This is a genomic window from Sphingomonas sp. RS6 (assembly GCF_054489705.1).
On record NZ_JBTMWM010000003.1, the window covers coordinates 231,137 to 243,260 of the forward strand.

Below are 12,124 nucleotides of genomic sequence, written 5' to 3' on the forward strand. Positions count from 1 at the left end.
CCTGAAAACAGCCGGATACGTCATATGACTTACGGCACAACCCATCGGTTTCGGTCATCCTGAAGATCAGGAAAATCAGATGGGGCCGTGATCATGGATGCAGCAACACCAGCGATCATCAACACGCAGCAACCCGACATCATGACGTCACGGGTGCAGGGCGGCCCGATCAAGCGTTTCGTCTTCACTCATTTCCAGCCGGCGATGCTCGTCGCGATGATCCTGTTCTGGACGTTCGCGCCGGATTCGATCGCCAAGGCGTCGGTCGCCGTCGGCATCGGCATCGCCTTCAAGCTGACGCTGCTCGGCATGGAACGGATCAGCGAGCGCCATGCGAGCTGGCGGCTGACATGGAAGGAACTGGCGAGCGATCTGTTCTACGTCGCGATCAGCTACACGCTCGTCAAATATGCCGGAAAGCATTTCGGTGACGACGCGATCATCGATGCGATCAAGGGCTATTTCCATATCAAGACCGCCTGGGCCGGCCAGCTGCCGATCCTCGTCCAGGCACTCGCGATCCTGCTGATCTTCGATTTCGGCCAATATTGGATGCATCGCGGCATGCACAATTGGAAGCCGCTTTGGCTCACCCATGCCCCGCACCATCACATCACCCAGCTCAACGCGCTCAAGGGGTCGGTCGGCAATCCGATCGAGCTGTTCCTGATCGGGCTCAGCCTGGGCGGCTTCTTCGATTTCCTGCCGCGCGCCGCGCTGCTTGCGGGCGGCATCGGCATGGCGATCGGCGCCTATACCCATGCGAACATCCGGTTCAACACGCCGCGCTGGTGGTCGTTCCTGTTCAACACGGTCGAGCATCACAGTCTGCACCATTCGCCCGATTTTGCGAGCAGCCGGACCAACTATGCCAACACCTTCATCTTCATCGATCGCATCTTCGGCACCTGCGTCGATTCCGAATCCGAGCGCGTCGGGCTCGACGATTGCCGCCGCCTGCCGATCAAGGACCAGATGCTCTACCCCTTCTACCCGCTGCTCGACGGCGTGAAGAAATGGCGGGCCGGCGCCGATAGCGCTCAGGCGATGCCGGCCGAATAGCCTGGCCAGCCGGCCCCGCGTTCGCGGGGCCGGATCGGCGATCGGATGAATGTTGGACAGGGGGCGGTTGACGATGCGGTGGATCGACTGGATCTGGCATGTGCGGGGGAGCGTGCCCGCCCCGGCTGCGGCCGATGCGGAGGAGGCGTTCGGCCGGCTCGCCTCGTTGTTTCAGGAACGCGGCACCACCCTCGATCGCGACGGCAACAGATTGCGCTTTCACAAGGATAATCCGGACTCGCAGGATCGTTTCGCCTCGTTCACCAATGGGCAGCTCGAATTCGTTGCCGGTGATGAACCGTCGCTCCGCTTCGATCTCGTCAGCCACGCGCTGCTCTGGTGTTTCGTCGCGCCACTGCCCTTCGCGCTTTTGGCGCTGCTGGTCGAAAGCCTGCGCATTCCCGCCTACAGCTTTGCCGGCATCTTCGCCGCGCTCTATGTCGCGGGTCGGTGGATCGAACAGCGCCAGGCCCGCCATGCGCTGCGCTCGCGGCTCGACGTGCTGCAGGCCGCCCCGATGGACGAGGCGATCCCCGCCTGAGCGCGGGCGCTCGCCGCCGTCAGTCGATCCAGCACCGGTCATAGCGGGGGCCGAGCCCCGTCAGCAGCTCATATTGCGACAGCCCGCTGCGCGCGGCCGTCTCCGGCAGGTCATAGTCGATCGCCACCCAGTCGCCCTCGGCGAGGTCCGGTGCGGCATCCACCGACAGGGCGGTGAGGTCCATCGATACGCGCCCCACCACCGGCAGCGATGCGCCCCCGGCGCTCGCCCCGCCGCGATTGGAGAAGCATCGCAGATAGCCGTCGGCATAGCCGAGGTTCAGGATCGCCACTTCCATGTCGCGCGGCGCGGTATAGGTGGCGTTATAGCCGATCGTCTCGCCCGCCGGCACGCGGCGCCGCTGCAGGATCTGCGCTTCGGGCGTCACCACTTGCCGGATGCCGGCAAACGCAGGCGTCGGGCGACCGCCATAAAGCGCGATCCCCGGCCGGGTCAGGTCGAAATGATAGTCCGCGCCCAATGCGATGCCCGCGCTGTTCGCCAGGCTCATCCGCCGCGCCGATGTCCGGCCGGCAAGCGCGGCGAACGCGGCGCGTTGTCGGGCGTTGATCGGCACGTCCTCCTCCGCCGCGACCAGATGGCTGAGCAGCGTCTCGATCGCCAGCCCGTCGAGCAGTCCGTCCATCACCTGCTGCGGCAATACGCCCAGCCGATTCATGCCGGTGTCGACCATCACGTCGCACGCGCCGCCATTCGCCTCGCGCCATCGCCGCACCTGCTCGGCGCTCGCCAGCACCGGCCGAGCATGGGCGGGCCGGTCGGCCAGGTCTTCCGCGCGCACGCCGTGCAGCACCGATACCGTAACCCCCAGCCCTGCCAGCGCCCGGGCCTCTGCCCAGGTCGCGACGAAAAAGTCCCGGCAGCCTGCGTCCGCCAGCCGCCGGACGACGCCCTCCGCACCCAGGCCATAGCCATTGGCCTTCACCGCAGCGCCGCACGCGGCGGCGCCGCTCATGCGGGCCAGAAGCATCCAGTTGGCGACAAGCGCGCCGCCGTCGATCCGCAGGCGCAAAGGGGCATCGGTCATGCATTGCGGTTAGCGAGCCTGAAGCCGCAACGCCACCGTCACGTCGCGTCCGGCCCCGCATTTCGGCGGGGTCGGCGCGTCCCGGTCAGTCGCCGGTCAGGATGCGATCCACCAGCTGCTTCACGGTCGGAATGAAGCCGTTGGAATAAAAGGGGTCGCGCTTGAAGTTATAGGCCGAATGGCCGGCGAACATCAGGTTCTGGTCAGGGTCGCCGCCATGCGCGATGTCCTGCAACGTCTTCTGGATGCAGAAGCTGCGCGGATCGGCGAGCCGACCGGTCGAATTCGTCTCGGTATCCGCCCAGGACGAGAACTGGCACTGGCTCAGGCAGCCCATGCAGTCGGCCTGATCCTTGCGGATGATCTGCTGATCCTCGGCCGTGACGAACACCAGCGTGTTGTCCGGCGTCTTGAGCGCGCTGGTGAAGCCCAGGCCGAACCATTCGCGCGCACGCAGCAGATCGTTGCGCGTCACCCAGAAATTCTTGCCCTTCACGCCGACGTCGAGCTGGAAGGTGTGATCGCCCGCCGCCTCGGTCGAATAGGGGATCTGGCGCTCCGATCGCGCTTCCAGATGGCGCAGGAACGGGTTGCGCACCGCCGAGGAATAGAAGCCGGTCGGCGAGAAACGGTGCAACAGCACTTCACCTTCCTCGATCTCCATCAGCTTGGCCTTCCAGCCATCGGGGATCGGGCTTTCCTTAGTCAGCAGCGGCCTTGTCCCGAACTGGAAGGCGATCGCGCCGAGTTCGGGATTGTCGATCCAGTCGTTCCAGTCGCGCAGATACCAGACGCCGCCCGCCATCACGATCGGCACGCTGTCCGGCAGGCCGCCTTCGCGCATCGTCTCGCGCAGCGCCTTGACGCGCGGATAGGGGTCTTGCGGCATCAGCGGGTCTTCGGCGTTGGACAGGCCGTTATGACCGCCGGCGAGCCAGGGGTCCTCATAGACGACCGCGCCGAGCCACTCCTGCGCCTTGGAATAGGCACGCTTCCACAGCGCGCGGAAGGCGCGGCCGGAACTGACGATCGGCAGATAGGCAACCTCATAGGAGGCGGCGATCTCGCTCAGCTTGTACGGCATGCCGGCGCCGCAGGTGACGCCCGCCACCATGCCGCGCGTCCGTTCGAGCACGCCGTGCAGCACGCGCTGCGCACCGCCCATTTCCCACAGCACGTTGATGTTGATCGCGCCCTTGCCGCCGGCGATCTCGAATGCGCGCTGCACCTGCTGCACGGCGCCCTCGATCGCATATTGGATCAGCTCCTCATGGCGCTCGCGCCGGGTGAGCGCCCGATAGATTTGCGGGATGATCTTCCCGTCCGCGTCATAGCTGTCGGCATTGACCGCGCTCACCGTGCCGATGCCGCCGGCAGCCGCCCAGGCGCCCGCGCTTGCATGGTTGGTCGCGGCGACGCCCTTCCCACCCTCGACCAGCGGCCAGACCTCGCGGCCGTTATAGGTGATGGGCGAAAGACCCTTGAACACATTGCCTCCACAAAAATTGCCGCGCGACGCTAGCCGGAAGCGTCGCTACAAGCGAGTAACATTTGGACCGATGCGCTATCCCAGCGCACCCGGCCGCCCGATCGCGCGCGAATACAGCGCTGCATACGCGGCCACCATCTCCGCGTCACCGAACAACGCGCGGGCGCGCTCGCGGTTCGCCGCCCCCACGCGCTTGCGTTCTTCGGGGTGCTTGGCGAGCACGTCCAGCCGATCGCGCAGCGACACTTCGGTTCGGTCGGCGGAAAGATAGACCTGGTTCGGCTCGGACACCATCGCAGGGATATCCCCTATCTTCGGTGCAACCACCGGCAGCCCCGCCGCCATCGCTTCGATCACCGCAACCGGCGCCTGCTCGGTCTTGGATGACAGCGCGAACAGGTCGAACAGGCCCAGATAGCGATGCGGATCGGGCAGGAAGCCGGTCAGGATCAGCTCGTCCTCGATCGCCATCGCCTCGGCCTGGTCGAGGATCGCCTGACGCTCCGGCCCGTCGCCGATGATCACCAGCTTGAACCGCGCGCTCATCCCCGCCGCCGCGCGGACGAGCATCGGCAAATCCTTGATCGGTTCGAGCGGCGCGACGCAGCCGATGAACACCTCACCCTTGCGGCGCGTCCCCAGCGCGGGGATCAGCGATGCGTCGGGCGGCCCGGCATAGCGTGACAGTGGCACCCCGTTGGCGATCCGCACCAGCCGCTCGCGCGGCTGCTTCCAGAATCGTTGCGCCACATCCTCCAGCTTTTCCGAAGGCACCACCAGCGCATTGGCGGCAGGGAGCGCCATCCGCCGGTACATATTGCGAACCGTGCTCAGCTTCTCGGCCTCGTCGCCGTTGAAGCCGTCCTCGTGATGGATGATCGGGGGCAGCCCCTCGCCGAACACCCGAGCGGCCATCACGCCGTCGATCGCGCCCCAATTATGGGTGAGCACCAGGTCGAACCGTCGCATGAAACGCGCGATCGCCTCATAGCGCTTGACCGAGGGCTTGCCGGTCAGCGGCGGTGGATCGAGCGCGATCTCATATTTGATGTGCTGCTCGATCGCCTCGCGCGCGCCCAACTGGTCGGGCGCCGCCGAGACGATCGTGTGCCGCGCCCGATCGCCGAACCCGTTGATCAGCTGCACCGCGCGCGCTTCCCGGCTGTCCGCCGCGAAGGTCGAATGGAGGTGAAGGATATGGATCGACATCGCCTATCGCCGCTCAGCGCCCGCCCTCGACCCGGTCCAGCAACCGATCGATCGCGTCCGCCGCCACCGGTTCGCCGAGCGTCGGGGCATGGCCGACCCGCGCCACCGTCACCAGCTCGGCGCCCGGCACCCGCGCGACCATCCTGTCGGCGGTCTCTACGCGCAGGATGTCCGATCGTTCACCGCGCACCACCAGCAGCGGCCTGCCCGCCAGCGCGTCGAGCGTCGGCCACATGTCCGGCCCGGCCTCGTTGCCCGGCACCCGGAACGGCTCGGCGATCTTCATGTCGTAATCGAGCACGATCCGCCCCTGGCTGTTCACGCGGTACAGCTGCTTGGCCATGAACAGCCAGTCCTCGATCCCGTAATCGGGATAGACATCGCCATTGGTCTCGGCCAGCGCCCGCGCCGCGTGCATCCAGGTGGGAAACCACACTGCCTTGCCGACATAGGTGCGGATCCGCGCCAGCCCCACGGGGTCCAGCTCCGGCCCCACATCGTTGAGCACCGCGCCCGCCAGCCGCGCGCCATCGGTCGCCGCCAGCAGCATCGTCACGATGCCCCCCAGCGACGTCCCGACCGCCACGAACCGCGCGATGCCCAGCTCCGCCAGCAGCGCCTCGACATCCTGGAGATAGACCAGCGGCACATAGGTCATCGGATCCTTGGCGTAGGCGCTTTCGCCCCGCCCGCGGAATTCGACGCAGATCACCCGCCATTCGCCCGCCAGCCGCTCCGCCAGCCGCGCGAAATCGCGCGCGTTGCGCGTCAGCCCGGGGAAGCAGATCACCGGCGGACGATCGTCGCGCCCCGGATAATCGCGATAATGCAGCCTCAGGCCGTCTTTCGACCACCAATAGCCGTCCGAATAGTTGCGCCGGTCACCCATCGCGCCCCATATCGCGATATGGCCTTTGCTCCGCAACAGGCGATCCTCGATCTCGGGGATGGCTTTTACGATCCGGTGACGCCCGCGCGCTTTCCGCAGGCGATCCTTCGCTTCCGCAACGATCGCGCCGCCGCGACGATCGGGCTCGACGGCCTGAGCGATGCCGAGTGGCTCGATCATTTCGCGCGCTTCACGCCGCTTCCCGGCAGCCTCGCCGAGCCGCTGGCGCTGCGCTATCACGGCCATCAGTTCCGCGTGTACAATCCCGAGATCGGCGACGGCCGCGGCTTTCTGTTCGCGCAGATGACCGACGATGCCGGCCGGTTGATGGATCTGGGCACCAAGGGCTCGGGCCGCACGCCCTATAGCCGCTTCGGCGACGGCCGGCTGACGCTCAAGGGCGGCGTGCGCGAAATCCTCGCGACCGAGATGCTCGAGGCGCTGGGCGTCGATACCTCGCGCACCTTCTCGCTCGTCGAAACCGGCGAGGCGCTGCAACGCGGCGACGAACCCTCCCCCACCCGTTCCTCGGTGCTCGTCCGGCTCAACCACGGTCATATCCGCATCGGCACCTTCCAGCGGCTGGCGCATATCGGCGATCATGCCGCGATCCGCCGCCTCGTCGGCTATGTCCTCGCGCAATATTTCGGCGAGGATGGCGCCGCGGCCGACGATCCCGACGCGCCCCGCCGCCTGCTCGGCCATGTCGTCGCGCGCACGGCGAGGCTCGCCGGGCAGTTCATGGCGGCGGGCTTCGTCCACGGCGTGCTCAACAGCGACAATATCAACGTCACCGGCGAAAGCTTCGATTACGGCCCCTGGCGGTTCGCCCCCAGCTGGGCGCCGCACTTCACCGCCGCCTATTTCGATCAGAACGGCCTCTATGCCTATGGCCGCCAGGCCGAGGCGATCTATTGGGATGTGATGCAGCTCGCCATCGCGCTGCGCCAGATCGCCGAGGAAGACCCGCTGGTCGACGAACTTCAGCGTTTTGCCGAGGTCTATCAGCGTGAAGAGGCCCGCGCGCTGCTCTGGCGCCTCGGCGTCGAACCGCGCGACGATGCGGGCGACCGCGCGCTCGCCGACGCCGTCGAAAAGGCGCTCTATGCCAGCGGCGAACCGATCGACCGCTTCTATTTCGATTCGTTCGGCGGCACGCTCCCCGATCGCGAGGACGATCGCTTTGCCGAGGCACGCAAACGGCTCGACGGCTATCGCCCGCGCAAGCCGCGCGATCACCCCTATTGGCAGGGCGACGCCCCCTGCGCGATGCTGATCGACGAGGTCGAGGCGATCTGGGCAGCGATCGCCGAAGACGATGACTGGGCGCCGCTCAACCGCAAGGTCGCGGCGATCCGCGAAATGGGTGCGGCGCTGGCCTGATGCCCCATTTTGGTGCAAGGACAAGCTATTGCGTCGGGCCATCCGGCCGGACAAGTCGCGTTGATGAGTAAGACAAGAGACGGGATGCCGGGACAGGAAATCATTTCGACGGAGCCCGCCACCGGTGCGGTGCTGTGGCGCCAGATGGCCGGAGACGCCGACACCGAAGTCGCGATCGCCCGCAAAAGCTGGGCCGAATGGGCCGCCCGGCCGCTCGCCTATCGGATCGAGGCGCTTCGCCGCTTCGCCAATGTCGTCCGCCAGCGCGCCGACGCCTTCACGGATCTCATCGCCCGCGAAACCGGCAAGCCGCTATGGGAAGCGCGCACCGAAGTCGAAACCGTGATCGCCAAGGTCGACATCTCGGTCACCGCCTATTCCGAACGCACCGGCCAGCGCCGGATCGAATCGCCGATGAACACCCGCCTCGCGCTGCGGCACAAGCCGCATGGCGTGCTGGCTGTGCTCGGCCCCTATAACTTCCCTGCGCATCTGCCCAACGGCCATATCGTGCCCGCGCTGCTCGCGGGCAATGCGGTGGTGTTCAAACCCTCGGAAAAGACCCCGGCGACGGGCGCCTTTCTCGTCGATTGCCTCCATGCCGCCGGCATTCCCGAAGGCTGTGTGCGCCTGCTGGTCGGCGGGCCAGACCAGGGCAAGGCGCTCGCCGGGCACGACGATATCGACGGGCTGTTGTTCACCGGCTCGGCAACCACCGGCATCGCGCTCAACCGCCAGTTCGCCACCCGCCCCGAAAAGATCCTGGCGCTCGAAATGGGCGGCAACAACCCGATTGTGGTCTGGAACACGCCCGATCTCTATTCGGCCGCCGTCCTGACCGTGCAATCGGCGTTCACCACCGCCGGCCAGCGCTGCACCGCCGCGCGCCGCCTGATCGTCGACGAAAAGCTTTTCGAGCCATTGATGGCCGAACTCAACAAGCTGATCGGCCGCCTCATCATCGGCGAGCCGCATGCCGATCCTCAGCCCTTCATGGGGCCGGTGATCGACAATGCCGCCGCCGACATGCTCACCGAAAGCTTCCTCGCGCTCTCGACGATCGGTGGCCGCCCGCTTCGCCACATGGAGCGGCTGATCGAGGGCCGCCCCTTCCTCACCCCGGGCCTGATCGACATGACCGAGGCACGCGAAAAGGTCGATGTCGAACTGTTCGGCCCGGTGCTCCAGCTGTTCCGCGCCACCAGCTTCGAGCAAGCGATCGCCGAGGCGAACGACACCCGTTTCGGCCTCTCCGCCAGCCTAGTGAGCCAGGAACCCCGGCTCTACGATCAGTTCTGGTCCAACATCCGCGCCGGCATCGTCAACTGGAACAAGCCGACCAACGGCGCGAGTTCGGCCGCGCCGTTCGGCGGGATCGGCTGGTCGGGCAATCATCGCCCCAGTGCCTATTATGCAGCGGATTACTGTGCCTATCCGGTGGTCAGCTCCGAATCCGAACAGGCCCGTGCGGCGATGGGGGTCGGCCTTCGCGATGCCTGATCCGGCGCATTAGGCATTTGGCAACCGTCCCGCTTAACCGCCGCTTCAATGGCTTCCCGCCAAAAGAGGGGCGACCGGACGGGAAACAACAATGAACCACGGGCTTGCGTCCGCGACCATCTTCAGTCTCGACGATACCATCCCTGGCCCGGCCCGTCGTGAATTCGCGATCAACGGGCTCGATCTTGCCCTGCTCGAGGATGACGCCTGTGTTCAGGATTGCGCGATCCGCTGGATCGGCCCCAAGGGCGCGGTGCTCGCGGTCGCCGATCCGCTGGCCGAAGACCGGCCGATGACGCTCGTCCTGCCCACCGGCGAGCGGCTGTCCGGCCGCACCGCCTGGTCGCATGGCTGGGAAATGGCCTTCGTCTTCGATCGGGCGATCGACATGGTCGGCGTTCTCGCCCGCAATCTCGCCAGCGTTCCCGCCGAGCGCCGCATGCTCCCCCGAATCGAGCTGCGCCAGACGGTCGGCATCCGCTGGGACGGCCATGTCGAACAGGTGCGGACGCGCAACATCTCCCAGGGCGGCATCGGCATCGAAGTGCGCTCGCCGCTTACGCCGGACACCGCCGTGCAACTCACCGTCGATGGCCTGCGCCCGCTCGACGGAACGGTCCGCTGGGTCGATCAGGGGGCAGCGGGCATCTTGTTCGCTGAGGAGTTGGGCTGGCAGACATTGCTGCCCTGGCTCCGCAGCCTTCAGCGCGATCACCATGCGGTGCCGATGCACGGCAGCGATGGCGACACGCTGCTCGCCGATCCCAAGGCGCTACGGGTCGATTCGCCGGCGCGGGTCCGCGAAGGCGTGCGCTGGTGGAATGTGCGCGTCCGCGCGCTCACCCCCTATCTGGTCGAGTTCGAGGCGCGCCACGCCTTCCGCCCCGGCAGCCAGCTCTGGGTGGCGCTCACCGGGCTTGGCGGCGGTCCGGCCCGCGTGCTGGAAGTCGATCAGCGTCGCGCGCTTTGCGAGTTCCGCCTGCCGCTCCGCGAAAGCGATCTCCACGGATTCTCGGTGCGCGGCACCGCCTGACGGGGCTTGTGTCGCCGGCTTCACCGGGCCAAGCCCCGGAAATGACCGCGCTTCTTCCGATCGCCGATGCCCAGTCGCGCCTGCTCGCGCTGGCGCCCAGCCTGCCCGTCGAACATGTGCCGCTGGCCGAAGCCGCCGGACGGTGGGCGGCGGCGGATGTCGCGGCACTGCGCACGCAGCCTGCGGCGGACCTCTCGGCGATGGACGGGTATGCGATCCGTTTCGACGACATACCCGGTCCGTGGCGGCTGGTCGGCGAAAGCGCGGCCGGCCGGCGGCATCAGGGAATTGTCGCCCCCGGCGAGACGGTGCGGATCTTCACCGGCGCCGCGCTGCCCGACGGGACGGACACGGTCCTGGTCCAGGAGGAGGCCGACGCGGATGGCGACACCATCCGTCTGGCCGGAAACGGGCCTGCCCATCATGGGCGGAATGTCCGCCGCCGCGGACTCGACTTCGAGGCTGGCGAACCGCTGGTTCGCCGGGGCGAACGGCTGACCCCGGCACGACTGGCGCTCCTCGGCGTCGCGGGGATCGCAACCATTGCGGTCCATCGCCGCGTCCGGGTCGCGCTCGCCGCGACGGGCGATGAACTGGTGGCCCCAGGTTCCCCGCTCGGCGACGCCCAGTTGCCCGAAACCAACCGGCTGATGCTCGAGGCGCAGCTTGCCGGCCTCCCGGTCGAAATCGTTGATCTGGGAATCATCCCCGACGATCTCGCCGCGCTCACCCATGCCTTCGCCACCGTCGACGCCGATATCCTCGTCACCACCGGCGGCGCGTCGGTGGGGGATCATGATCTTGTGCGCCCCGCACTCAAGGCGGCGGGCACCACGCTCGATTTCTGGCGGATCGCGCTGCGGCCGGGCAAGCCGATGATGGCGGGGCGACGCGGCACAATGGCGGTGGTGGGGTTGCCGGGAAATCCCGTGTCCGCCTTCGTGACCACCATATTATTCGTCCGGCCGCTCGTCGCCCATGCTGCGGGTGCCGCCGCTCCCTTCCCCATCGAACGCGCGGCCGTGCTCGGCGAACGGATCCCGGCGAACGGCGATCGCACCGATTATCTGCGCGCCGTCGTCGTCGACGGCGCGGTGTTCGCCTCCACCATCCAGGACAGTTCGATGCTGCGCACCCTCGCCCGCAGCAACTGCCTGATCGTGCGGCAGCCCAATGCCCCGGCCGCCGACAAGGGCAGCGAGATTCGCATTCTCGACATCGCTTGACACGGTGCCGGAACATTGCGTAAACGTTCCCAGTCTGTTCTAGACACGGAGGATTGGATGCTCACGCGCAAGCAGCACGAGCTGATCTGTTTCATCGCGGATCGCCTCAACGAAACCGGCGTCTCGCCGTCGTTCGAGGAGATGAAGGAGGCGCTCGACCTCAAATCCAAGTCGGGGGTCCATCGCCTGATCAGTGCGCTGGAGGAACGCGAGTTCATCCGCCGCCTGCCGAACCGTGCCCGCGCGCTCGAAGTGCTGCGCATGCCCGAACGCGGCGAGAAGAAGGCGCCGGCCAAGTCGGCGCGGCCGCTCGTTTCGTCGCCGGCGTCCTCGGTGCCGCCCGCGGCGGCCAATGACGTGCTCGAAATTCCGCTGCATGGCCGCATCGCGGCAGGTACGCCGATCGAAGCGCTCGAAGGCTCGACGATGCTGCCGGTGCCGGCCGCGTTGCTCGGGTCGGGCGAGCATTATGCGCTCGAGGTGGCGGGTGATTCGATGGTCGAAGCCGGCATTCTCGATGGCGATTATGCGCTGATCCGCCGGACGGAGACCGCGCGGGACGGCGAGATCGTCGTCGCGCTGATCGACGAAACGGAGGCGACGCTCAAATTCTTCCGCAAGGAAGGATCGATGATCCGGCTCGATCCAGCCAATCGCGACTATTCGCCGCAGCGCTACCGCCCGGACCAGGTTCGCGTTCAGGGCCGGCTGTCGGGGCTGTTGCGGCGCTACTGATGATGGCGC

Annotated in this window: 11 protein-coding genes; 7 read left to right on the forward strand and 4 right to left on the reverse strand. The window is 67.0% G+C overall.

From position 1 onward, the window contains the following. Window positions 1-93 precede the first annotated feature (93 nt). Both ACX40Y_RS08295 and ACX40Y_RS08300 read left to right on the forward strand, forming a co-directional pair. The gene (locus tag ACX40Y_RS08295; RefSeq protein ID WP_459119081.1) at window positions 94-1,062 is read left to right on the forward strand and encodes a sterol desaturase family protein; all 969 of its coding nucleotides are present in this window, start codon (window positions 94-96) and stop codon (window positions 1,060-1,062) included. 73 nt (window positions 1,063-1,135) lie between these two features. Next, window positions 1,136-1,603: a hypothetical protein gene (locus ACX40Y_RS08300; RefSeq protein WP_459119082.1), complete on the forward strand. Its 468-nt coding sequence runs from the start codon at window positions 1,136-1,138 to the stop codon at window positions 1,601-1,603. Window positions 1,604-1,622: 19 nt separating this feature from the next. Here ACX40Y_RS08300 and alr read toward each other — a convergent pair whose 3' ends face one another. The 4 genes from alr to ACX40Y_RS08320 all read right to left on the reverse strand — a co-directional run bounded on the left by alr (window position 1,623) and on the right by ACX40Y_RS08320 (window position 6,238). After that, on the reverse strand, window positions 1,623-2,651 hold the full coding sequence (alr, locus tag ACX40Y_RS08305) for an alanine racemase (RefSeq protein ID WP_459119083.1): 1,029 nt from the start codon (window positions 2,649-2,651) through the stop codon (window positions 1,623-1,625). An 85-nt stretch (window positions 2,652-2,736) separates the two neighbouring features. Continuing rightward, window positions 2,737-4,140, reverse strand: coding sequence for an NAD(P)H-dependent flavin oxidoreductase (locus tag ACX40Y_RS08310; RefSeq protein WP_459119084.1), 1,404 nt, complete (start codon window positions 4,138-4,140; stop codon window positions 2,737-2,739). 75 nt (window positions 4,141-4,215) lie between these two features. Further along, window positions 4,216-5,349, reverse strand: coding sequence for a glycosyltransferase (locus ACX40Y_RS08315; RefSeq protein ID WP_459119085.1), 1,134 nt, complete (start codon window positions 5,347-5,349; stop codon window positions 4,216-4,218). 13 nt (window positions 5,350-5,362) lie between these two features. Next, entirely contained in the window at window positions 5,363-6,238 is an 876-nt protein-coding gene (locus tag ACX40Y_RS08320; RefSeq protein WP_459119086.1) for an alpha/beta fold hydrolase, read from the reverse strand. Between the two features lie 18 nt (window positions 6,239-6,256). Here ACX40Y_RS08320 and ACX40Y_RS08325 point away from each other — a divergent pair, with 18 nt between their 5' ends. The 5 genes from ACX40Y_RS08325 (at window position 6,257) to lexA (ending at window position 12,115) form a co-directional block, all read left to right on the forward strand. After that, window positions 6,257-7,621, forward strand: a complete 1,365-nt coding sequence (locus ACX40Y_RS08325) for a protein adenylyltransferase SelO family protein (RefSeq protein WP_459119087.1) — start codon at window positions 6,257-6,259, stop codon at window positions 7,619-7,621. Between the two features lie 84 nt (window positions 7,622-7,705). Then, a complete protein-coding gene (gene astD / locus ACX40Y_RS08330; protein ID WP_459119242.1) occupies window positions 7,706-9,121 on the forward strand; it encodes a succinylglutamate-semialdehyde dehydrogenase in 1,416 nt (471 codons plus the stop codon). Between the two features lie 91 nt (window positions 9,122-9,212). Further along, the gene (locus tag ACX40Y_RS08335; protein WP_459119088.1) at window positions 9,213-10,154 is read left to right on the forward strand and encodes a PilZ domain-containing protein; all 942 of its coding nucleotides are present in this window, start codon (window positions 9,213-9,215) and stop codon (window positions 10,152-10,154) included. A gap of 41 nt (window positions 10,155-10,195) precedes the next feature. After that, window positions 10,196-11,380, forward strand: coding sequence for a molybdopterin molybdotransferase MoeA (locus ACX40Y_RS08340; protein ID WP_459119089.1), 1,185 nt, complete (start codon window positions 10,196-10,198; stop codon window positions 11,378-11,380). A 57-nt stretch (window positions 11,381-11,437) separates the two neighbouring features. Next, window positions 11,438-12,115, forward strand: a complete 678-nt coding sequence (lexA, locus tag ACX40Y_RS08345; protein ID WP_459119090.1) for a transcriptional repressor LexA — start codon at window positions 11,438-11,440, stop codon at window positions 12,113-12,115. The last annotated feature ends 9 nt before the right edge of the window (window positions 12,116-12,124 follow it).